Genomic DNA, 21,914 nt, shown 5'->3' on the forward strand with positions numbered 1-21,914 from the left:
GAGTGAACTTCAAATCTCAGCAAACGACCTTTCAATCAGGGAGATACCGATGGTCACGCAATTGCCGGATCCCATTAAAATCGTCAGGCGAGCAGGCGATGTCCGTATTCATACTTTCATTTCAGCTTTCACGGCTGACAATATCGCCAATGCAACGCACATCATCGAAAGCAGGAACAAGCTTGTTCTCGTCGATGGGCAATTCCTCGTTCCCTATGCGCTCCAATTCAGGGAATATGCCAACAGTATCGGCAAGAAGATCGACCGGATCTATCTGTCGCACAGACACCCCGACCATTGGTTCGGCCTGGGAGCCGCATTCAGCGATATTCCGATTTATGCATTGCCGAAAACGATAGAGTTCCTGCAGCAGCATGGGGAGGATTCCCTGAATGACCACTGGAAATTGGGCAATCTCGCTCCGAAGAGCCTGATCATTCCCGAAAGAGCTGTCCGCGCCGGCGAGGAAATCATCGACGGAGTCAAATACCTATTTGATGAAGTCGTCGATACGGAAATCGATTTTCTTCTCACCATAGGTCTTCCGGACGTGGGCGTTTTTATTGCGCAAGACCTGATCTACAGCGGAACGCACCTTTATCTGACGAAATACATGGAGCATTGGATTGGGATTTTGCAGGGTATGCTGCTGTCCGACTATGACCTGTTCCTTCCCGGTCACGGCTTTCCGGCTGACAAAAACGAGGTTGCCAAAAATATAGAGTATTTGTCCGTCGCCCTGGAGGCCGCCGGCAACGGACTCACCAATGACGCTTTCAAGCGCTTCCTGCTGGAAAGATTTCCCGAGCGGAAATGCCCCGGCATATTCGACATATACGTACCGCGCTTATTCGATAATGCGAGCGAGTTCTAGCGCATCCGCACGATGTGTAGATTCAAAGTGTTAGAGCGTCCTTTGTGCGTCCGAAAGGACCCACGGCGCTCTAATATCCGTCAAGCGTCGTCAACAGGGGAGCCGTTGGAACATGGGCGACACATACACGGTTGGACAATATCTGGTCGACAGACTTCGCGAACTGGGCCTGGGGCACCTGTTTTCCGTAGCGGGCGATTATTCGATCGAATGGGTGAACAGTTATGTCGAGAAAAGCGATATAAAGGTCATCGAAGAGGTGAATGAACTGAATGCCGGTTATGCGGCTGACGGCTATGCCAGACTGAAAGGAATTGGTGCGCTGTGCGTCACCTATTCCGCAGGCTCGCTTTGCGCAACAAACGCGATCGCCGGATCCTACGTCGAGAAAGTACCGGTCGTTCTGATCAACGGCGCGCCCAGCATCAAGAAAACGCTGACATTCGAACAAACCGGCTACAGTTCGCATCACTTCATCAGTGGCCGGGAAACGGATCTTCAGGTGTTCGAATACATCACCGCCGCTGCCGTCCGCATCGACAGCCCTCATCTTGCGTCAATGCTCATAGATTATGCGCTGACGCAGTGCATCACGGAAAGACGTCCGGTCTATATCGAGTTGCTGGAGGATATGGTGGACCTGGAATGCACGCGCCCGTCGAATGCATTAAAAGCGGCGCCTGTTATATCCGACGAGGACAGTCTCAATCAGTCGATCGCGCAAATCAGCGAAAGATTGCAAAACGCCATCCGACCGCTGATCTGGGTCGGTGTCGAGATCGACCGGTTTGGCCTTCACGACCAGGCGGAGCGGCTCATCCGGGACCTCAAAATTCCCTACGTGACCGAGCTTTTGAGCAAGGCCATTCTATCGGAAGACAATGTACAATTTGCCGGGGTGTTCGATGGCAAATCGTCATCACCCTATGTCCAGACTTTGGTCAAAGACTCCGACTTCGTATTGGCACTGGGCGTCTGGTTGACTGATATCAATGATTTGGGCTGGCCTATCGATCTCGATAAAACCGCATTCGCCTCCTGGGAGACCGTGAAATATGGCACGATCTTCAACGCACAGGTTTCGCTGGCGGATCTCGTCAACGGCTTGATTGACAAAAGGCTGACGTGCAAAGGCCAAAGTCTTCCGGTGAAACCGGCCCGGCAACTGCCGGTCGTCAATCCGGCAGGCGAAATTACCTATCAGGGCTTCTACGATTTCATTCAGCCGCAGATCGACGGAAATACCATCGTTGGTGCCGACGCGAGTTTGAATTATTTCGGGAGCCTGCTTCTTGAAGTGGGTGCTCGCCGCGGTTTCATCGTGCAATCATCCTATTCGGCGATCGGTTATATCGGTCCGGCCGCAACCGGGGTTTCGCTGGCGAAGCAAAATCAACAAAGGCTATTGGTCTTTGCGGGGGATGGCGGGTTTCAGATGACCGCTCAATGCCTCTCGACACAAACCCGTTTCAATCTCAACCCGATCATCTTTGTGATGGACAACGGCATTTATGGCGTGGAGCAATGGCTTGCCGACGCATCGGTTTTCCATGGCGACAAACCGTTCTACAATTCCTGCATCCTGCACCAGTGGAATTACAGCAAGCTGGCAGAGGTCTTTGGCTGCCAAGGCTGGAAAGTGGGCACCTATGGCGAACTGAGGGAGGCCATAAACGGCGCCAAAGAAAACCTGAACAGTCCGTCCATCATCCAGGTCGTCGTGCCGCAGCGATCGATCCCCGACAATGCGAACTGGAAAGCAAATTAGAATGGGCATAGGAGAGTTCAGCGCTTTAGTGGGCGGAACGGCAGATGGCATGCCTAACCACCTTCGGTGACCTCAACATCGAGCGCTGGGCCTTCTGGCCACAAGTGGTATAGTTCAATTTCGGTCGTCCGACCTAGACGATACGACAAAGGAACTGTTCCATGGGAGACCAGAAACGCCCGCTGCAACCTGGAGAAACCGCCCCCGCATTCGCGCTCGCCACGGCCAACTTCGACGGAACGGTCTCTTTCGCCGACTTGAGCGGTCGCCCGTTCGTGATCGGGTTCTTTCGCGGGCTGCACTGCCCCTTCTGCCGGCGTCAGTTGGAACAGCTTGCCGGCGTACAGCCGACCCTGCACGCAGCCGGGGTGGAGACCGTCGCCGTTATCAACACGCCGGTGGAACGTGCCCGCCTGTATTTCCGCCACCGGCCGACGCCAATAACACTTCTATGCGACCCCGACTGCCGCACGCATCGGGCCTACGGTGTGCCGCATGCCGAGTTCCTGCCCGATGGGAGTTGCGAGCAGCCCGAATGGCCCTATCGTACAACGATGGAACAGTTCCTGGCGGCACGCATCAACCCCACGGACGAATTGCCGGAACCGCTGCACCCGATGGAGGCCAACACGATACTCAACGCCAAGGATCGGTTTGAGCTTGACGAAGCCGACAATGAGATCTTCGCGAACCACGCGACCCAACTCGTCGGGCACTTCCTGGTCAATGCGAACGGCACCATCGGCTGGGCACAAATCGAGGCGCTCGACGGACCGAACAGCCTCTCCATCTTCCCGACCGCGGCAGAGATCATCGCGGCCGCTGGCAGCCTTGGACGCTGACCTGCGGTGAACCGTCCGATAGCATCTCAGTAGCAAAAGATCGAATGGTGGAAGCCCAATTCCGCCCGCTATCGCGTGAGTGTCTGCCTGATGCCGGCAATCCCGCGGCGCAGGAAGGGATCGGTGTGGACGTAGAACAACTGGACCCCCTTCTGCAGCCAATGAGGCAATTCGTCAGCGGTGGCGAGCGTGCCTGCAATCTTGCCTGCTGCACGAATCTTGTCGACGGCGACCGCGACCTTATCCATCACTGCTTCGGGACGCGGCTCGCCGAAGGGCGGAGCCGGCGGATAACCCATATTCTGCGAGAGATCGCCGGGGCCGATGAAGAAGACGTCAATGCCATCGACCTTCAGCATTTCGTCGAGATTGTCGATGGCATCCACCGTCTCGATCATCGCCACCACCAGGCGCTTGTCGAAGTCGGACGGAAGAGCGTAACGAACGGTATCGACGATGGCGCGCGCCTGTTCGGCCGTGTCCACCATCGGGACCATGATCCCATCGGCGCCCGCATTCAGGTAGCGGATAATGATCGGGCGCTCGTGCGAATGCGGCCGAATGATCGCCGCCCCGCCGACGGAGCGGACGATCTGCGCGGTCATGCGCACATCCTCGAAACTCCAGCTTCCGTGCTCGCAGTCGACGAAGACGGAATCGGCGCCGAGCTCCACCAGCCGGGCTGCCAGGCCCGACGATACGTGATGCGGCGTATACATGGTGACTGCCTCGCCTGCCAACAGTCGCGCGCGCAACTTCGCTCCGTTCATCGATGTCTCCCAATTCTACTTTTTCGGCATATCCGGCGTGTCGGCCGGCGCTCCGACCCAACGCGCAATTTCGATATCCGCTGACGTGTCCCGCATGAATGTCGGGCAGATGTGAAGCTCGGGGATCACAGCGCTCTTGTTCAGGCTGGCGCAGAGGACGATCGCACGGGCGACGTCATGAGGATCCATCATGACGGCACGTTCCTCCTGCAGAGGTGGGCGCGCGCGATTGTCCATGATCGGCGTATTCGTCTCGCCGGGCAGGATCGTCGTCGCCCGGATCCCCTGATTGCGATAGGTGTTGTGCAGGAAGGTCATGAAGTTCTTCACGCCGGCCTTGGCCGCACCATAGGCCGCGCCGCCGAGCAGGTTGGGGTTGATCACGGCAAGCGACGAGACCGTGATGATCGTCCCCTCGCCGTTGGCGATCATGTCCGGAAGGACCGCCTGGGTCAGGTTGAAGACGGCCGTCAGATTGACGTTGATGGTGGAGGTCCACTCGGCCTCGCTCAAGAACCGCGCGTTCAGCACCTTGCTTGCGCTGCCGGCATTGTTCACCAGTATGTCGACGGGGCCGACGCTACCCTTGATCCACTTCACGGCCGCAAAGACCTCTTCACGCGTCTCGATATCGAGTGCTCGCGTGACGGCCTTGCCACCCGCCTCTTCGATCAAGGCCGCCACCTCGCGCAGCGGTTCGATCCGCCGCCCGGTCAGCACGACGGTGGCGCCGTCCTTGGCCAGCAGCAGGGCGGTCTCGCGACCGATCCCGGAGCCGGCTCCCGTCACCAGAGCGATTTTTCCTTGAAGACGTCCCATATCTTTCCCCTATTCGGCCGCAGCAGCGATCGGGCCAGAATAGCCGTAAATTTCCCGCGCGGCCTTCGCTGTGATCAGGTTCTCGGCAAGATCCTGCTCGATGAGCGCCCGCGAACGATCACTCGCCAATCCCCAACCGCCGCCGCCAGGCGTCTCTACCTCGAGGCGCTGGCCGGTCTTCAGGACCACCTTGCCCTTTGGGAACTGAGGCTTGCCGTCCTTCGTGACCTTTCCGGCCGATCCGCTCTGCCCTTCGACGACGCCGAAGCAGGGATGTCGGACACGCTCGGAGGCGAGATAGATGTTCATCGGGCTCCTGCCGAGGTTGCGGAGCACGACACGCTGGCCGAGGCCGCCGCGATGTTTGCCTGCGCCGCCGGAGTCGGCGATCAGTTCCTTCCGCTCGGTCAGCACGGGCACGGCAACCTCGAACATCTCGATGGCCGTTACCTTGCAGTTCGAGGGGAAACTCAGCGTGTCCAGGCCGTCGAGCTCAGCGCGCGCGCCCTGCCCGCCGTGGAAATTCTGAACGGACCCATATTGTGTACCGTCATTGCGCTGACCGACGCAATTAGCGGCCCAGATCGGAGCGCCGCCGCTGTCGCCCATCACCTTATCGGGCACGACGCCTTCGAGCGCCTTGAAGATCAGCGAGGGAATGACGTGCCCGATCAGGTTTCGCGAATTGCCCGCCGTCCATTGCTGCGGATTGAGAATGCAGCCGAGCGGCGCCTCGTCAGTGATCGGGACGATGCAGCCCTCGTTGTTCGGCGTCTCGGGATCGAGCAGGCACTTCAGAGCATAGACCGAATGGGCGTAGCGATAGTTCGTCCGGCAGTTGATCGAGTGCAGAACCTGGTCTGACGTGCCGGTGTAGTCGACATGAACAGAGTCGTCCTTGATGATGACCGAAGCCTTCAGCGTCACGTCGACATCGTAACCGTCGAGCAGAACCTCGGCCGCGTAGCTGCCGTTCGGCCATTCCCGGATCGCCTTGCGGGTCTGCGCTTCGGAGCGGGAATGAATGGCAGCGGCCAGGCCTTCGACATCGTCGAGACCGTACTCGTCCAGGAATTTGACGAGTTCGCGGCCCATGACGTTGTTGGCGGCGATCATCGATTCGAGATCGCCCCGCACCTCTGTCGGAAGGCGCACCGAGGCTTCGATGATATCGAAGACGTCCTGGTTCGGAACGCCTGATTTCAGCAGCTTGACGATCGGGAAGCGGATGCCTTCCTCGTAGATGTCGCTTGCTTCGGAATGCAGAGGCGCCCCGCCGATATCGGGAAGATGGGCGATGGAGCCGGCATAGGCGACGACCTTGCCGTTCTTGAAGATCGGCGTGATCATCGTGACATCGGGAAGATGGCCGGTGCCGATCTCCGGATCGTTGGTCGCCAGCACGTCGCCCTCTTCGAGCCTGTCGGCCGGAAACTTCGGCAGGAAATAGTTCTGGGCGGCAGCCGGGAGCGAGGTGATGAAGACCGGGATCGACCAGGTGCATTGCGCCAGCGCCCGTCCCTTGCTGTCGAGGAGTACAGTCACGTAATCGTGGTTCTCGCGGACGATCGGCGAGAATGCCGTCTTGCCGAGAACGTTGTCGGCCTGGTCCGCGATGAAGATCAGGCGGTTCCACATGACCTGAAGATTGATCGGGTCGTTGAAATCGGTGGCGGGTTTCGACATCAGAGTACCCCTTAGTGAATGTTGATCACGAGGTTGCCATGGGCATCCACATGGAAGACGCCGCTCGGGCCGACGACCGCGGTCGATTCACGCTGCTCGACGATTGCCGGACCCTTGACCTCTTCGCCGACGGGAAGCTTGTAATGGTCGTAGACCGCAGTCTCGGCAAAGCCGCCGATCTCCTGAAAATAGACCTTTCGGCTGCCCTTCTTCGCGTCGGCAACGACGGTCTCGTGCGGGCGCGTGACCTGATCCTTTTCGCCGCCGGCGCGCAGCCGCCAGGTGATGACCTCCAGCGGAGCGGCAACGGTACGGCCGAACAGTTCGCGGTAGAGCTTGAAGAAGTTGCCGCGAAGCTCGCTAAGGAATTCCTCCTTCGGCAGGGTCCGGTCGGGCAGAGCCACGGTGATTTCATGGCCCTGGCCGACATGGCGCATGTCGACGGTGTAGCGGTTGCTGATCGTATCCTTCGGGACGCCCGCTGCCGACACGACTTCGGCGCCCTGGGCCGATAGCTCGTCCAGCAGGCGGTTCATGGCGCCGACATCCCAGGCGTCGAGCACCATCGGATGGCTTGCGGAAAGATCGACGGCCACGGGCGCGATCAACAGGCCGATCGCCGAACTGACGCCAGCACCGGTCGGGCAGATGATGCGGGAAATGCCAAGCTTGCGGGCGATGCCATAGGCGTGCACCGGGCCGGCGCCACCGAAGGCGACCATCGGCAGCGAACGGGGATCGACGCCGAGATCGGTCGCATGCATGGCGGCCGCCTTGCTCATGGATTCGTTGACGAGGTCATGGATGCCCCATGCGCAGCGCTCGACCGAGACCTCGAGCGAGGCGGCAAGTTTGGCCATCGCCTCGTGAGCTGCTTCTCTGGAAACCTTGAACGACCCGCCGACGAAGGATTCGGTGCCCATATATCCAAGCAGGATGTCGGCATCCGTGACGGTCGGCTGGGTGCCGCCGCGCTGGTAGGCGGCCGGTCCGGGCATGGCGCCTGCGGAGTGCGGGCCGACATCGAGCAGGCCGAGAGGGTTCTTGGCCGCGATCGAGCCGCCACCCGCGCCGATCTCTATCATCTGGATTGACTGGATCTTCAGCGGGAAACCGGATCCCTTGCGGAAACGCTGATAATGGGCGACCTCGAGATCGGTCCCGACATTTGGCTCACCGTCCGGGATCAGGCAGAGCTTTGCGGTCGTGCCGCCCATGTCGAAGGACAGGACGCTCGCCTCGCCTGCCGTGCGGCCGAACTCTGCGGCAGCCACCGCACCCGCCGCCGGGCCCGACTCGATCAGGCGCACCGGCAGTTCCGCGGCACGCCGGCTCGGCACCAGTCCGCCCGAGGATGTCATCCACAGGACCTGGCGGTCGATGCCCTTCGCTGCGAATTCACGCTGCAGATGGGCGACGTGGCCGGCCATTTGCGGCCTGGTATAGGCATTGACGACAGTCGTCGACGCGCGGTCGAACTCGCGCATTTCAGGGCAGACTTCGGAGGAGAGCGAGACGAAGATATCGGGGTCTTCTTCGCGCAGCAGCGCTGCGACGCGCTGCTCGTGCTGCGGATATTTATAGGCATGGAGAAGGCAGACGGCGACGGAGCGAATGCCCTTCTCCTTCAGGCGACCGGCAATCTCGCGCACCGTCTCTTCCTTGAGTTCGGTCATGACGGAACCGTCGGCGGCGATCCGCTCCTTGGCGCCGAAGCTGTTTGCGCGGGTGACCAGCGGGTCGGGATATTTGATGTTCAGGTCGTAGAGGTCGTAGCGCCCTTCGTTACGGATTCGCAGCATGTCCTGGAAACCGTCGGTGGTGACGAAGCCGGTCTCGACGCCCTTGCGCTCGAGCACGGCGTTGGTGACGACGGTGGTGGCGCCCAGCACCTGCAGTTGGTCGATGGCGATGGTGCCGGCGAATTTTTCCAGCAATTCGGACACACCCTGCACGACGGCTTCGGCCGGGTTCTTCGGCGTGCTCAGGACCTTGTGAAGGTGGAGGTCGCCCCTGTCATCCAGGAGCGCGAAGTCGGTAAAGGTACCACCCGTGTCGAAAGCCAGTTTTGCCATGTTGTCCTCGAAGCGACTGTTCGGCGCGGCAGGCGCCGCTATGCGGATCCGATGCCCGGACCCGATGTCTGCTTGAAGGTTAGGGGAATGCCCGGCGCGTTGGCTAACACAACTACAGTCTGCCGCTATAGGGTTTGCTTATGGCGGGCGGCGGTCAGCCGTCGGACTGCCGCTGCGAGGAGCAGCTCGGGCTAGGCGGGCTTGATTCCCTGGTGATGACTGCTCATCAGTTTGCCGACGACATCAAGCAGAACCGACCGTGCGGCGATGGCAGGTTCCGACAGGGGAAGATGATCTGCGACGCAGAGCGACACGGTCGCGTCGATCACCGGCTTGGTCAGTGCCCGCACCTGCGCGCCTGAGAAGATCGCCGTCTCCGTCACCACCGAAGCCGGGAGAATGGTCGATCCAAGCCCTTCGAGCACAGCCGCGCTGAGGGCCGGAACGGACTCGATTTCCGAGACGACCTCAGGTGTCGCTCTGGCTCTCGCCAGCGCGTCGTCGATCAGCCGGCGGAGCAGATGGGCCTTGCTGGGAAGAAGCAGCGGGATCTCCTGAAGGGCGGCAAGCGGAAGCGGCGCGCTGCTATCCCCGGGGAGTTCGATGCCCGGCGGCGAGACGAGGAACATTTCCTCGCGGAACAATGGCTGCAGGGTAACGCCTTTGATCGGCGCAGCAGCATAGATCAGCGCCATATCCATCTTGCCCGTCATGATCAGTTCGCTGAGGATCTGGCCGAAACTGTCATTGATGTGGACGACGATATGGGGATGCCTCGCCTTCATCTCCTTGAGGATCGGCAGCGACAAGGCGCTTGACGAGGAATAGGTCGCAAGGCCGATCGAGACGCGGCCCGCCACCGATTTGGCGGACTGATCGATGTCGACCTGAGCCTGCTCGATCTGCTTCAACATCAGTTGCGCATGCCGATAGAGGATGAGCCCTGCCTCCGTCGGCGCAATGCCGACATTGCTGCGGATGAGAAGCTTGTGCTTGAAGTGCGCCTCCAGAGCGGCGATCTGCTGCGACAACGCCGGCTGGGCCGTCCTCAGAAGGCTTGCCGCGCGCGATACGCTGCCCGTATCGACGATCTTTACGAAGCTCTTCAGTTTGCGGAAATCGACGCTCATGGTCACCGGCTTGTTGTTTCATGCAAAACGTAAAGCCTGCAGCCGGAGGGACGCAAGTCCCAGTCGCAAGTCCCACTGGCCATTCGCGGTTAACGCAGCTCGGCAACAGCCCGTTCGATGCGGTCGCATGCTTGGGTGATCGTCTCGATCGACGTCGCAATCGACAGGCGGAAATGCGGCGATACGCCGTAGGCAGCCCCCTGCAGCGCCGCGACCCCGACGCCGTCGAGCAGATAGAGCACAAAATCGAGATCCGTCTCGATCGTCTTGCCTTCAGGAGTCTTCTTGCCGATGACGCCGGCGCAGTTCGGAAACAAATAAAAGGCCCCATCCGGCACGAGGCAGGAGAGGCCCGGCACGGCATTCAGCCGTGCGCACGCATAATCCCGGCGTTCCTTATAGACCTTGACGCTTTCGGCGACGAATGCCTGGTCCGAAGACAGCGCATAGGCGGCGGCCGCCTGACTGACCGACGACGGGCAGGACGACATCTGCGACTGCAGCTTGTTGATGGCGGCGATCAATGCGGCCGGACCCGCCCCGTAGCCGATACGCCATCCGGTCATGGCGTAGGACTTGGAGACGCCGTTGGTGAGCAGAACACGCCCCTTCAGTTCCGGGACGGCGGCAACCAGCGTCGTCATCGGCTCGTCCTTGAACCAGACCTGGTCGTAGATATCGTCTGACAGCACGAAGACATGGGGATGGCGCAGCAGCACCTCGCCGAGGGCTTCGAGTTCGCGCCGGTCATAGGCGGCACCCGTCGGATTGGACGGCGCGTTGAGGACCAGCCATAGGGTCTTCGGCGTGATCGCCTTTTCCAAAGTTTCGGGCGTCAGCTTGAAGCCGGTTTCCTGCGGGCATTCGACAATGACCGGTTTGCCTTCGTTGGCGATGACCATATCGGGATAGGAAACCCAGTAGGGTGCGGGAATGATCACCTCGGCGTCGTTTTCGACGCTCGCCATCAGCGCGAGAAACAGAATCTGCTTGGCGCCGCCGCCGACGCAAATTTCGTCGTCGGCATAGCTGAGGCCGAGCCGGCGCTTGAAATCGCCAATGATCGCCTTGCGCAGCGCCGGCGTGCCGTTGACGGCGGTGTATTTCGTTTCGCCCCTGTCGATGGCGGCGTGCGCTGCGGCCTTGATGTTGTCAGGCGTGTCGAAGTCCGGCTCGCCGACCGTCAGGTCGACGATGTCGCGACCCGCCGCCTTCAGCTCGCGCGCCCGGGCGGCCGCAGCCGTGCTTGGCGAAACCTTGATTCTGGAGACACGTGATGCAGGCACAAAGGTGCTCATGGGAATTTCCTCGCTTAATTTATAAGAGGCAAGAGATCGCCTTCAGTGAACGGCCTCGGTTTCGCCGCGCATTTTCCCGGTCAGGAAAAGTTCGCCGAGTTCGTCATGGGTGATGTCTTTCGGCAGGCCGTCCCAGATGACTTTGCCAAGTCTCAGGATGACCGCGCGCTGGGCGACTTCCATGGCCTTCTTGGTGTTCTGCTCGACGAGCAGGATCGTCATGCCGTCGGCGTGAAGGCGAAGAAGCTCGTCGAAGACGATGCCGATCGCCGCCGGCGACAGCCCGACGGACGGCTCGTCGACCAGCAGCACCTTCGGCCGCTGCAGCACCGCCATCGCCACTTCGAGCAGTTGTTGCTCGCCGCCGGACATGTTGCCGGCCAGTGTCGCGCGGCGTTTCTTGAGGATCGGAAAGAGGTCGTAGACGTAGTCGCGGTCAGCCTTCACCTTGGCGTCGCGGATTGTATAGGCCGCCATCTGAAGATTTTCGTCGACGGTCATGACGGGGAAGTTGCAGCGTCCCTGCGGCACGAAGGAAATCCCCTCGCCCAGAATGGCCCGCGACGTGTTGCCGGCAATATTCTTGCCGCGCCAGTCGATGTTTCCCTGCTTGATGGTCGTCATGCCGTAGAGCGTCTTGAGAAGCGTTGATTTGCCCGCCCCGTTCGGCCCCATGAGCGCCACGAACTGTCCCGCCGGCACGTCGAGATCGACGCCGTTGAGGATGTCCAGATTGCCGTAACCTGCGCGCAGGTCACGGATCGAAAGGTTCGAATTACCCGCCAAGATAGGCCTCCCTGACGCGCTGATCCTGAATGATGTCGCCCGGCAAGCCTTCGACGAGCTTGGCTCCCTGGTCGAGCACGATGACGCGCTGGCAAATGCTGGTGACGACATCGATATTGTGTTCGATCACCAGGAAGCTCACGCCGAGCGACTTGTTGGCATACAGGATGGTATCGACGACGCGTTCGATGATCTTCGGATTGATCCCGGCCATCGGCTCGTCCAGCAGGATGAGCTTCGGTTCGGGCATCAGCATGGATGCGAACTGGATGAGCTTCTGCTGTCCGCCCGACAGATTGCCCGCCGGCTGGTGGCGCACATCCCAGAGACCCGCCATCTTGATCAGCTCGCGGGCTCTCTCCCTGAGACCATCGATGCGCCGACGGGACATCTTTCCCAAGCCGAAGGTCGATGCAATGGACGGGAAAGTGAACATCTGACCGGCGATGACCAGGTTCTCCTCGACATCGAGCGACTTGAAAGTGACGGTCTTCTGGAAAGAGCGCAGCATGCGGCCTTCCCTGGCGATGCGGTTCAGGGACCAGCCGGTGATGTCCTGTCCGTCGAGGACAACCGTGCCGGTGTCCGGCTTCGCAAGGCCGGTGCTGCAATCGAAGAAGGTCGATTTGCCGGAGCCGTTCGGCCCGATCAGGCCCGCGATCTCACCCCGATCGATGTGAATGCTGACATCGTTGACGGCCTTCACCGCGCCGTAGGACTTGCTGAGGTTCTTGATCGCGAGAAGCGGAAGATGACCGGTCATTTCGCACCTCCGATCGCATTCCAGAAGCGATTGATCAGCGGCGCAAACCCGTTCTTGAACCAGAAGACCAGGACGAGAAGGCAGAAGCCATAGGCGATCATGCGCAATTCGGGGGTGATGCGCAGCGCCTCGGTCAGCCCGACGAAAAGCAGGCTTCCGAAGACGGTGCCGGAAATCATGCCCGCCCCGCCGCCCAGCACGATGATCAGCATCGTCGTCGAATAATACATCTGGAAGGTCAGCGGGCTGACGACCGTCAGGTAATAGGCGTAGAGGCAGCCGCCGATACCGGCAAACACCGCGCTGATCATGAAGACGATCAGCTTGTAGTGCCAGGTCGGGACGCCGAGAGATTCGGCGAGCGTCTCGTTCTCACGGATCGCCACCATGTTGCGCCCGGCGGGCGAACGGACGATTGCCCAGACGGCGCAGGTGGCGAGAACCCCGATGATCAGGGCGAGATAGTAGAAGTTTGTCGTACCGGACACCGTGAACGAAAGGGGGCCCAGCTCGAAGTGTGGTTTTGGAATGCCCGAAAGCCCCATGTCACCGCGTGTCAGCGAGATCCAGTTCTTGGCAATGGCCTGGCCGATGATCACGAAACCGAGCGTACACATCACGAAGGACGTCGAGCGCAGACGCAGGGCGGGAATGCCGAGCGGAAGAGCAAGGGCTCCGGAGACGGCGCCTGCTGCGATGAGATTGACGTAAAACGGCGTGCCGTAGGTGACGGCGAGAAGACCTGCCGTATAGGCGCCGATGCCGAAAAACGCGGCCTGGGCCAATGAAAGAAGACCGGTGTAGCCGACAAGCAGATTGAGCCCATGTGCCGGCAGCATGAAAATCAGGGCGATGATCAGGGAATGGGTGATGTAACGGCTGCCGATGAACGGCGCGGCGAGCGCTAGGACGATCAGGACTGCGGCGAGCGGTATGCGAAGATCGCGCCTGCGTACCTGTTGAGCGGTTTCCGTCAGAGACATGTCGAGTCCTCGGTCGTTCGAGAAAGGTCGGCGGGCGCTGCTGCTAGAAGCGCGCCTGCGTCGAAAAGAGACCATGCGGCCGCCACATCAGCATCAGGATCAGCGTGGCGAAGCCGACGGTGTCGCGGAATTGCAGGCCGACATAGGTGGCGACCAGGCTCTCGGCCACGCCAAGGATCATCGCCGCGACGAAAGTACCGCGCACATTGCCCAAACCGCCCATGATGATGATCGGCAGCGTCTTGAAGGTGATCAGCTCGCCCATGCCGCCATAGACGCTGACATTGACCGGCGCCGTCAGAACCCCGGAGAGTGCGGCCAGCGCCGCCCCCAGCATGAAGGTTCGAAGCACCACCTGCGGCACATCGATGCCGACGACGCTGCAGCACTCGACGTTCTGGGAAACGGCGCGCATTGCCATTCCCAAGCGGGTGTAGCTGACCATCAGTTCGAGGCCGATGAACACCAGCAAGCAGACGACGAGAATGAGAATGCGCTGTTGGGCCAGGCTGAAGCCGAGGATGGAAACCGGCTCGATATAACCTCCGGCGAAGAACTTGTAGCCTCCGCCGAAGACGAGAATGATGGTGTTCTGCAGGATCAGCGCGATGCCGAGGGTGGCAAGCACGCCCGATTCCGCGGGCGCGCCGACCATCCGGCGCATGACGAGTTGCCCGACCACATAGGCAACGGCAATCGTTGCAAGAACCCCCACGACAATCGACGCTTCGTAGGACAGTCCGAGATAGTCGATCGCAAACCAGGCCCCGAACGTGCCGAGCATGTAGTATTCGCCGTGAGCAAAGTTGATGGCTCTCAGCACGCCGAAAATCATGGTCATGCCGACGGCGACGATTGCGTAAACAGAACCAGTGACGATTCCATTCACGGTTTGCTCAACTATGGTCGAGAGCATGGGCGTATTCCTCCCGGCAGATTACTTGGCAGGATATTGAATGTCCGCCGTATAGGCACCCTTGATGCTCGGCTTGCCGTTCTCGATCTGCAGCAGGATCATCGGCAGGCGGGCCTGGTTGTGGTCGTCGAACGTGACCTCGCCAACCGGGCTCTTGTACTTGATTTTGGAGAGTGCGTCGCGAACCTTCACCTTGTCGGCGCTGCCAGCCTGCTTGATCGCCGCCGCGAGGAGATTGACGGTGTCCCAGTGAACATAGGCGTGGTTGTTCGGGGCTTCGTCATAGGTGGCCGTGAACTTGTCGACGAAAGCCTTGCTTTCGGGCGAGTCGAACTGCGGAAGCCATGCGGCGGCTTCAACGGCGCCTTCGAGCGCCGACGGGGCTGATTTGATGGTCTTTTCCGTGTTGAACTCGCCATTGCCGATCAGCGTCACCTTGCCGGCTATTCCGAGTTCGACCATCTGGCGGGCGATGATGGGTGTCGTATCGGCGAGGCCGTACATGATGATGGCCTGGGCGCCATTGTCGCGGATCTTGGCGAGAACGCTGCGGAAGTCGACTTCGCCTTCCTTGTAATAGTCCTCGCTGAGAATCTCGCCCTTGAAGTCAGGCAGGTACTTCTTCGTGAAGGTGATCGCCGAACGGCCATAATCGCTGTCGACGGAAAGCACGGCGAACTTGGTAAAGCCGCGCTGCTCTGCTGCATATTTGGCGACGATCAGCGCCCGGTTCTCATCTGTCGGATAGTTGCGATAGGTCCATTTGAACCCGCCGACACCGGCCTGGTAGGTGATTTTCGGATTGGACGACGCCGCATTCAGCAGAAGCACTTCGGCGTCTTCAGCGACGGGCTGGATGGCGAGCGTCACCGAACTGGAAACGTCGCCGATGATGAAGTCGACGCCATCCTGGTCGATCAGGCGGCGGGCGGCCGAAACGCCTTCGACCGGCGTACCCTGGCTGTCGGCATTGAGGAGTTCGATTTTCATCCCGTTGACGCCGCCGGCATCATTGATGTCTTTGACGGCGAGTTCGGCGCCGTGCATCGAAAATGCGCCGTAGCGCGCATTCGGGCCGCTCATCGGCGCAACGAGTCCGAGTTTGATCGTCCCGTCCGCTGCCAGCGCGCCGGCCGGCAGGCCGGAAACGGCAACCGCCAGCGAAAGGACTGCTGTAGAAAGGAAAAATGCTCTGCGGCTTACGGTAAGTTTCATGTTCCCACTCCATGTTCTCGGGTGCAAACGCTTGGGCTTATGGCCCAGCGTACTCCTGACCGCTTTCCGCGGTTCTTATGGCGTCAGCCCAGCGCCGACACCGTCACAGTAGGTTCAGGAAAGCGTCGCTGGCCAACACAACTCCATTCTGCCGCTATAGCGTTTATTTATAGCGAACCGATCTATTCGGCATTGCGGGTGTTGTTCGCCTTCCTCGCCGGACAGGCCATCGGCCATATCGATGCCGTCGCCCCTCGCCGCGGCGCGGGCTCTCTTTGCCGAGGCGAAATTTCGAGATCGATGGCGGCATTCGCTGACGGATGTAGCGGCGCGTCATAAAACGGAGCGAGGCCGCCAGATGGTCGGCCTCGCCGTGTCGTCAACTGTGCCGCTGGCGCAGATTGGAGATCGCTTGCATCACTCGGGTCCGGCACTCCACTCGCGATAGGCGAGATGCATTTTGGCTCCGATCGTCGTGAAAGGCTGCGGCGGCAATGCCGTCGGAGCAGCCAGGCGCGCATAGATACGGCCGAGTTCGGAACTGTGACCGAGCGCCAGTTCCGCAGCTGCGATCCCTGAGGCCGTCGAGTTCGACGCTCCAAGGCCATTGCAGCCACATGCAGCGAACACGCCGGGTTCGATCTCACCGAATGCCGGAACATGATTGCGGGTGAGCGCCATCGCGCCGGCCCAGCGATACTGCATCCTGACGCCGCTAAGCATAGGAAAACGTTTGGAGAATTTGCCGTCGTGCAGGCGGCCAGCCCGCCGGATCGCGGCGTCGCTGATTTCGATGCCCGGATTGTAGCTGTAACGGGAGCGCACCAGGATTCGATCGCCGCCGGCCGTGCCGATGCGACGGACGGTTGTTCCCATCGGCAGGGCCGGAGTGGCGGCCCACTTCCGCTCTCCATCGAGGCGCGAGGGGTCGAACTCCTCGGTGAGGGAGGCGTAGGTGAAGACGTGGAGCAGGCGCCCGCGGAAGAAGCCGAAGCTTTCGGCATGTCCGTTGTTCGCCATGATGATCTTTGCCGCCTGCACCGACCCCTGCGGCGTCTTGACGAGCCATCCCATGCCGAGGCGCTCGAACGAGAGTGCCGGCGTCCGCTCGTAAAGGGCGACCGGCTCCTTCAGGCAGTCGGCGACCGCGCGTATGTAGGCGGCGGGCTGCACGATGATCGTACCCGGCATGAACAGACCGGAGGTATAGACCGGCGACCCCGTCACCGCCGCAATCTCCCTGCCGTTCAGGAGCCGGTGGGCTTCGCCCATTTTCGTGAGCTGTTGCGCATAGTCCTCGAGATGTCTGTCGCCTTCCGCGCTGATGGCGACGCTGTATCGGCCACAGGGATCGAATACTTCTTTGCCCCAGCCGTTTTCCGCGGCCATCTCGCTCGCCAGAGCGATGGCCGAGCGCTGTATGAGGACAGACTGCCTGAACCTCGCCTCCGACTCTCCGCTGAAATCGTCTGACGCGACTTCGTGCGGCAGGTCGATGATGAAACCGGAATTCGCGCCCGCCGGCCCCTCGCCGACGACACCCGCTTCCAGGATGGCGACCCGCACGCTCGGATCCAGCCGGGAGATGCGCCGGGCCGCGGAAAGACCGGCGAAACCACCGCCGATAATAGCAACGTCGGCAACGACCGGTCCGTTCAACACAGGCCGCGGCGTGCGCGGCGCAAGGGTGGCCACCCAGCCCGAAACGCCTGCGCGTTTCGGAAGCCTGGATGCGACGAAGACGTTCTTTGCGGCCTGGGTCACGTCAGATCGCTTCCCGCTCCATGAGCGTCTCCAGGGAGCGCCGGATGGCCGGAAGCTTTTCCGGGGCAAGCGCGCGCAGCGGCTTGCGCGGCGCGCCGGCGCCGTAGCCGACCAGATCCGCCGCCGCATAGACGGACTGCACGTAATCGCCTTCCCAGATCAGCCCCATCGACGGCTCCAGGATTTTCCAGAGCGCGCGAACCTCGTCCCACTTGTGCCCGGCGGCAGCCTCGACGAGGGCGACGCAGGTTTTCGGAGCAAAGTTCGCCCCACCCCAGATCAGGCCATCGCATCCGGCATAGAGTGCATAGGGAACGAGCGGGTCGGCGCCGTTCATGACGAAGCGGCCGGTGCGGATAAGCGCGGCCTGCTTGGCAAGATCTCCACCGCTGTCCTTGACGGCACAGAAGCCGGGGATTTCGCTCAGCTTGTCCAGAAGTTCGGGCGTGACGGCGACGCCGACCGCCTGGGGAACGTTATAGCCGATCACCGGAAGACCGGCCTTCGCAACCTCGCTGTAGAAATCGAGGATGCCCTGGTCGTCGGTCGGCCCTTCGAAGAAGGGCGGAAGCACCATGACGCCCTCGGCGCCGGCGTCTCGCGCCCGGACGGTGCGCTCGACGACGTCTTCCACCAGAAGCGCGGAGGTCTGTGCGATCACCTTCGCCCGTCCGTTGACGATCCGGGCTCCGCGCCGGATCAGTTCCTCGGATTCCTCCTTGGAAAGGTAGACATGCATGCCGGTGCCGGAGCTGAGCAGAAAACTCCTGACGCCTGCTGCCAGGTAACGCTCGACATTGTCTTCGAGCCTTGCGTAGTCGATGCGTCCGGCATCGTCGAACGGCGTGGCAATAGCAAGATTCAGGCCTGGAAACTGGAAGTCAGACATTCGTTTGGTGTCCCGCGTTAGGCTGCCGAAAGGTTGAGCCAGATGGTCTTGATCTGGGTGTATTCCTGCTTGCTCAGACGTTCGCCCATTGTTCCGCCAGCAGTGGTTCGATGTGTTCTTCGAAACGCCAGGCCTTAGAGGGTCGGCGTCTCCAGACCCTCCGGGGCCGCGTACATGGCCATGTTTCGTCGTGAAAGTTCGAGGTGAAGCCGCGCCAGTTCTCCGGCTGCATCGACATCCCGTTTCTCGATAGCTTCGATCATCTCGTCATGCTGTTGCGCGGCGAGCTCGAGCTCTTCCTGCATGCGCGGCGTGTTCGGGTGCTTGTAGAAGACCTTGCCGATGCGCGCATGATCGATCTGCAGACGCCGAAGGCTTGGAACCAGATAGACGTTGTGCGCCATCTCGCCGATCTGGCGGTGGAACTGGTCGTTGTGGAAGACGCGTCCCTCGACATCGCAGTGGTCGACGGTCTTGCGAAATGACCGCTGAACCTGCTTCAGCACGTCGAGCTGCCCGCGAGTTCCGTTCTCGGCCGCCAGCCTGTTGGCGGTGATATAGATCATCGGCGCAAGAAGGAAGAAGTCGCGCAGCGACTGGTAGCTCATGGAGCTGACCCGCGCTGCGCGGTTGGCTTCCAGCTCGATGTAGCCTTCGCCGGCCATCTGGCGCATCAGCTCGCGAACTGGCGGACGGGACAGCCCGAACTCTTCACTCAGCGCCACTTCGTCCAGCACCGCCCCCGGCTGCAGTTCCATCGTCAGGATGCGTCTGCGGAGCATAAGGCCAAGCTTGGCTTTGCGGTCGGGATTGACTTCAGTATCCAAAATCGGTACCTCATATTTTTAGAAGACATTATGTAGACATTTGATAGACGTCAAGGATGGAGCGTGAGACTTCCACATCGAATCCACCTGCCCGGGTGGGCGATAGAGCAGTTTCAGGTCAGGAAGGATTGCTGACGCCGTGGTGGAGGCTAAGCCGACGATTTTCTTCAGATTCGGCAGCTCACGGCGATGCGCAAGAGTGGGTCAGACAGCCGCGCCGATAGCTTGGCGTCCGCGGCACAAATTTTGCTTATCGAACTCCCGGAAGACGGCCGGGACAAATCCATGCCGTTTCTTTCTGCATTTGCTCAATATTTGATCGGCCACTGATTTCGAATGCCAGAGAATACGCCAGTAGATTTTTCACCGAGCTTTGAGGGTTCAACGTTCGAATATATGGTCGAAGCCTTCACCGGGAGCTTCGGTCCCTTTGATGCATGGCGTACCGGTCGGGAGCAGGCTATCAGCTGGAAGACGGGCTTCTGGACCGATGGCACGCTATCCCTTGTCAGTGGCCAATATTCGTACGAATGGAGCGTAAAAGCGGCCCCCGAAACGGCGGAATGGCTGTCGGTCATCCTTGTGCGCTCCGGAGCTATCGATTTGGCGCTTGGCCGGACCGTCATCGAAGGAACAGCTGGGCGCTTGCTGTTGGTGAATAATCGCGAGGCGGACCGCTTTTCCGTCCGGGGAACGCCGCATCAGTCCGACGTGCTTCGCCTGGATTGGAAAGTGATTGCGCAGACCGCCGCCGCAATATTGGAGACGCCGCTGATCGGGACATTGCGGTTGGCGCCGACCATCGATCTTTCGACGCCGGCCGGCCAACTCGTCAGAGGACTGGCTCAAACGATCATCAACGGGGTGCGGAACAACGGGCCGCTCATTCATTCTCCGATTGCCATGTCGCACCTGACCCAAGCCTTTGCCAATCTGGTCTTGCGCTCTATCCCGCATCGGTTCTCACATCTGCTCGAGAGGAAAGTGCATTTGCCCGCGCCGCGGCATATACGCTGCGCCGTTGAATTCATGCATGCGAACGTCGGCGAGCCCATTACCATGCAGAATGTAGCCGAGGCCTCAGGCGTCTCCATTCGTGCGCTTGAGGGAGGGTTTCGTACGTTCAAGGGAACGACCCCGTCGGCCTACTTGCGCGCGATGCGCTTGCGAGCGGCCCGAGAAGATCTTCTCGACCCTTCCAACCGGCAATTGCTGCGGGACATATGCCTGAAATGGGGGTTCTTTCATTTCGGCCGATTTGCTGCCAGCTACAGGACCGCTTTCGGGGAAACACCATCGGAAACGAGAAGGCGATCCAATGGTGAGCGCATGTCAGGCCTCTGAGGCGCGCAGTTGCATCCCCGCGCGGGCCTCTTGCCGCAGCCCGTTTGTCGCGCATGTGGGAGCGAGATATCCGCTTTTCCGCTTGCCAGCCTGCCACAATAAAATGCATTTCCCCAAACGGTGACGCTAAAAAGTGAGCTGCACCTTGCAGGCGGACGCGCGGTCGCCGGCGAGGATGAAGGCTGCGGTGGCTTGTTCGAGCGGCAGGCTGTGGCTGATGATCGGCCGGACATCGATCTTGCGGCTGGAGATCAGATCGACGGCGGTTGCAAATTCCTCGTGGAAACGCTGGGTTCCGTGGAGTTGAAGCTCCTTGCCGACGATGGCATTGAGAGGGATCGGGACGTCTCCCGAGACGCCGACCTGCACGATCGTTCCGCGCGGCCTGATGGTGGCAATCGCGCTGCGGATTGCCGGGGCGGCGGCCGAGCATTCGAAGACGAGATCGAAATAGCCCTTTCCCGCCTCGAATCCGGCAAGCGCCTGGGCATCATTGGCAACATTGTACGTGCGGCTGGCGCCCATCGCCTTGGCCCTGGTGAGCGCCGCATCCGCGAGATCGGTGACCACAACCTCGCTCGCACCATGATAACAGGCGACGGCAACCATCAGGGCGCCGATCGGGCCGGCTCCGGTGATCAGGACGCGTTTGCCGGCGATATCTCCTGCACGCGATGCGGCGTGCAGGCAGACGGAGAGCGGCTCGCTACAGGCCGCCTCTGCGGCAGTTGTCGCAACTCCGACCGCAAAGCACTGCCTGGCCGGCACCACCAGCCATTCCCGGAACATGCCCTGCTCATGCGGTAGGCGCATTGCGCTGCCCATGAAGCGCATTTCCAGGCAGTGGATCGGCATTGCCTTGTGGCAATATTCGCAATGTCCGCAAGGTTGGCTGGGATTGACCGCCACCAGCGTACCGGCTTTCAGATCGACGCCTTCGCCTGCTTGGCTCACCGTTCCCGCTGCCTCGTGGCCCGGGATGATCGGCTCGCGAACCCTGACCGGCCCGAAGCCGCCGTCCTGATAGTAGTGCAGGTCGGAACCGCAGATGCCTGCGGCCGCCATTTTGAGGAGCACCTCGCCGGGACCGAGAGCTGCAACCGCGGCGGTCTCGATTCTGAGATCGCCCTTTTGGTAGAGCCGAGCCACACGTGTCCGCATCTTC

Annotated in this window: 19 protein-coding genes; 4 read left to right on the forward strand and 15 right to left on the reverse strand. The window is 60.7% G+C overall.

All coding sequences use genetic code 11. The features are described from left to right. Positions 1-49 precede the first annotated feature (49 nt). The 3 genes from FHT79_RS25055 to FHT79_RS25065 all read left to right on the forward strand — a co-directional run bounded on the left by FHT79_RS25055 (position 50) and on the right by FHT79_RS25065 (position 3,484). Positions 50-874: an MBL fold metallo-hydrolase gene (locus FHT79_RS25055; RefSeq protein ID WP_028757363.1), complete on the forward strand. Its 825-nt coding sequence runs from the start codon at positions 50-52 to the stop codon at positions 872-874. Positions 875-986: 112 nt separating this feature from the next. Next, positions 987-2,642 carry a thiamine pyrophosphate-dependent enzyme gene (locus FHT79_RS25060; protein ID WP_183904374.1) on the forward strand — a complete coding sequence of 552 codons (1,656 nt, stop codon included), beginning with the start codon at positions 987-989 and terminating at the stop codon, positions 2,640-2,642. A gap of 161 nt (positions 2,643-2,803) precedes the next feature. Beyond that, the gene (locus FHT79_RS25065; RefSeq protein WP_183904375.1) at positions 2,804-3,484 is read left to right on the forward strand and encodes a redoxin domain-containing protein; all 681 of its coding nucleotides are present in this window, start codon (positions 2,804-2,806) and stop codon (positions 3,482-3,484) included. A 68-nt stretch (positions 3,485-3,552) separates the two neighbouring features. Here FHT79_RS25065 and FHT79_RS25070 read toward each other — a convergent pair whose 3' ends face one another. From FHT79_RS25070 to FHT79_RS25135, 14 genes are all read right to left on the reverse strand, one after another. Next, positions 3,553-4,254 (reverse strand): aldolase/citrate lyase family protein, encoded by a 702-nt coding sequence (locus tag FHT79_RS25070; protein WP_063474093.1) that lies wholly within the window; start codon positions 4,252-4,254, stop codon positions 3,553-3,555. Between the two features lie 15 nt (positions 4,255-4,269). Further along, the gene (locus FHT79_RS25075) at positions 4,270-5,073 is read right to left on the reverse strand and encodes an SDR family oxidoreductase (protein WP_183904376.1); all 804 of its coding nucleotides are present in this window, start codon (positions 5,071-5,073) and stop codon (positions 4,270-4,272) included. A 9-nt stretch (positions 5,074-5,082) separates the two neighbouring features. After that, positions 5,083-6,759 (reverse strand): hydantoinase B/oxoprolinase family protein, encoded by a 1,677-nt coding sequence (locus FHT79_RS25080; protein WP_183904377.1) that lies wholly within the window; start codon positions 6,757-6,759, stop codon positions 5,083-5,085. Between the two features lie 11 nt (positions 6,760-6,770). Further along, entirely contained in the window at positions 6,771-8,834 is a 2,064-nt protein-coding gene (locus FHT79_RS25085) for a hydantoinase/oxoprolinase family protein (protein ID WP_183904378.1), read from the reverse strand. A gap of 191 nt (positions 8,835-9,025) precedes the next feature. Beyond that, complete coding sequence (gene nac, locus FHT79_RS25090; protein ID WP_047616805.1) at positions 9,026-9,964, reverse strand: nitrogen assimilation transcriptional regulator NAC; 939 nt, start codon at positions 9,962-9,964, stop codon at positions 9,026-9,028. Between the two features lie 89 nt (positions 9,965-10,053). Beyond that, complete coding sequence (locus FHT79_RS25095) at positions 10,054-11,262, reverse strand: aspartate transaminase (RefSeq protein WP_183904379.1); 1,209 nt, start codon at positions 11,260-11,262, stop codon at positions 10,054-10,056. Between the two features lie 42 nt (positions 11,263-11,304). Further along, on the reverse strand, positions 11,305-12,048 hold the full coding sequence (locus tag FHT79_RS25100; protein ID WP_063474087.1) for an ABC transporter ATP-binding protein: 744 nt from the start codon (positions 12,046-12,048) through the stop codon (positions 11,305-11,307). Then, positions 12,038-12,811, reverse strand: a complete 774-nt coding sequence (locus FHT79_RS25105; protein WP_047616799.1) for an ABC transporter ATP-binding protein — start codon at positions 12,809-12,811, stop codon at positions 12,038-12,040. The genes FHT79_RS25100 and FHT79_RS25105 overlap by 11 nt, the downstream gene beginning before the upstream one ends. Next, positions 12,808-13,794, reverse strand: coding sequence for a branched-chain amino acid ABC transporter permease (locus tag FHT79_RS25110; RefSeq protein WP_183904380.1), 987 nt, complete (start codon positions 13,792-13,794; stop codon positions 12,808-12,810). The genes FHT79_RS25105 and FHT79_RS25110 overlap by 4 nt, the downstream gene beginning before the upstream one ends. A 43-nt stretch (positions 13,795-13,837) precedes the next feature. Next, positions 13,838-14,710, reverse strand: a complete 873-nt coding sequence (locus FHT79_RS25115) for a branched-chain amino acid ABC transporter permease (RefSeq protein WP_047616795.1) — start codon at positions 14,708-14,710, stop codon at positions 13,838-13,840. Positions 14,711-14,731: 21 nt separating this feature from the next. Next, the gene (locus FHT79_RS25120) at positions 14,732-15,925 is read right to left on the reverse strand and encodes an ABC transporter substrate-binding protein (RefSeq protein WP_047616793.1); all 1,194 of its coding nucleotides are present in this window, start codon (positions 15,923-15,925) and stop codon (positions 14,732-14,734) included. A 417-nt stretch (positions 15,926-16,342) separates the two neighbouring features. Further along, positions 16,343-17,689, reverse strand: coding sequence for an FAD-binding oxidoreductase (locus FHT79_RS25125; protein ID WP_183904381.1), 1,347 nt, complete (start codon positions 17,687-17,689; stop codon positions 16,343-16,345). Between the two features lies 1 nt (position 17,690). After that, positions 17,691-18,578 (reverse strand): dihydrodipicolinate synthase family protein, encoded by an 888-nt coding sequence (locus FHT79_RS25130; RefSeq protein ID WP_183904382.1) that lies wholly within the window; start codon positions 18,576-18,578, stop codon positions 17,691-17,693. 134 nt (positions 18,579-18,712) lie between these two features. Continuing rightward, positions 18,713-19,360 carry a GntR family transcriptional regulator gene (locus tag FHT79_RS25135; protein WP_183904448.1) on the reverse strand — a complete coding sequence of 216 codons (648 nt, stop codon included), beginning with the start codon at positions 19,358-19,360 and terminating at the stop codon, positions 18,713-18,715. 381 nt (positions 19,361-19,741) lie between these two features. Here FHT79_RS25135 and FHT79_RS25140 point away from each other — a divergent pair, with 381 nt between their 5' ends. Continuing rightward, positions 19,742-20,749: an AraC family transcriptional regulator gene (locus FHT79_RS25140; RefSeq protein WP_028759086.1), complete on the forward strand. Its 1,008-nt coding sequence runs from the start codon at positions 19,742-19,744 to the stop codon at positions 20,747-20,749. Positions 20,750-20,875: 126 nt separating this feature from the next. Here the strand turns inward: FHT79_RS25140 and FHT79_RS25145 are convergent, their stop codons facing one another. Next, positions 20,876-21,910 carry an L-idonate 5-dehydrogenase gene (locus tag FHT79_RS25145; RefSeq protein WP_183904383.1) on the reverse strand — a complete coding sequence of 345 codons (1,035 nt, stop codon included), beginning with the start codon at positions 21,908-21,910 and terminating at the stop codon, positions 20,876-20,878. Between the last annotated feature and the right edge of the window lie 4 nt (positions 21,911-21,914).

The organism is Rhizobium sp. BK212 (assembly GCF_014197475.1).
Lineage (GTDB): Bacteria > Pseudomonadota > Alphaproteobacteria > Rhizobiales > Rhizobiaceae > Rhizobium > Rhizobium anhuiense.

Bases quoted from the DNA above. Each gene is read 5' to 3' on its own strand.
- FHT79_RS25055 (WP_028757363.1), top strand. From the start codon at position 50: ATGGTCACGCAATTGCCGGATCCCATTAAAATCGTCAGGCGAGCAGGC.
- FHT79_RS25060 (WP_183904374.1), top strand. From the start codon at position 987: ATGGGCGACACATACACGGTTGGACAATATCTGGTCGACAGACTTCGC.
- FHT79_RS25065 (WP_183904375.1), top strand. From the start codon at position 2,804: ATGGGAGACCAGAAACGCCCGCTGCAACCTGGAGAAACCGCCCCCGCA.
- FHT79_RS25070 (WP_063474093.1), bottom strand. From the start codon at position 4,254: ATGAACGGAGCGAAGTTGCGCGCGCGACTGTTGGCAGGCGAGGCAGTC.
- FHT79_RS25075 (WP_183904376.1), bottom strand. From the start codon at position 5,073: ATGGGACGTCTTCAAGGAAAAATCGCTCTGGTGACGGGAGCCGGCTCC.
- FHT79_RS25080 (WP_183904377.1), bottom strand. From the start codon at position 6,759: ATGTCGAAACCCGCCACCGATTTCAACGACCCGATCAATCTTCAGGTC.
- FHT79_RS25085 (WP_183904378.1), bottom strand. From the start codon at position 8,834: ATGGCAAAACTGGCTTTCGACACGGGTGGTACCTTTACCGACTTCGCG.
- nac (WP_047616805.1), bottom strand. From the start codon at position 9,964: ATGAGCGTCGATTTCCGCAAACTGAAGAGCTTCGTAAAGATCGTCGAT.
- FHT79_RS25095 (WP_183904379.1), bottom strand. From the start codon at position 11,262: ATGAGCACCTTTGTGCCTGCATCACGTGTCTCCAGAATCAAGGTTTCG.
- FHT79_RS25105 (WP_047616799.1), bottom strand. From the start codon at position 12,811: ATGACCGGTCATCTTCCGCTTCTCGCGATCAAGAACCTCAGCAAGTCC.
- FHT79_RS25110 (WP_183904380.1), bottom strand. From the start codon at position 13,794: ATGTCTCTGACGGAAACCGCTCAACAGGTACGCAGGCGCGATCTTCGC.
- FHT79_RS25115 (WP_047616795.1), bottom strand. From the start codon at position 14,710: ATGCTCTCGACCATAGTTGAGCAAACCGTGAATGGAATCGTCACTGGT.
- FHT79_RS25120 (WP_047616793.1), bottom strand. From the start codon at position 15,925: ATGAAACTTACCGTAAGCCGCAGAGCATTTTTCCTTTCTACAGCAGTC.
- FHT79_RS25130 (WP_183904382.1), bottom strand. From the start codon at position 18,578: ATGTCTGACTTCCAGTTTCCAGGCCTGAATCTTGCTATTGCCACGCCG.
- FHT79_RS25135 (WP_183904448.1), bottom strand. From the start codon at position 19,360: ATGCTCCGCAGACGCATCCTGACGATGGAACTGCAGCCGGGGGCGGTG.
- FHT79_RS25140 (WP_028759086.1), top strand. From the start codon at position 19,742: ATGCCAGAGAATACGCCAGTAGATTTTTCACCGAGCTTTGAGGGTTCA.
- FHT79_RS25145 (WP_183904383.1), bottom strand. From the start codon at position 21,910: ATGCGGACACGTGTGGCTCGGCTCTACCAAAAGGGCGATCTCAGAATC.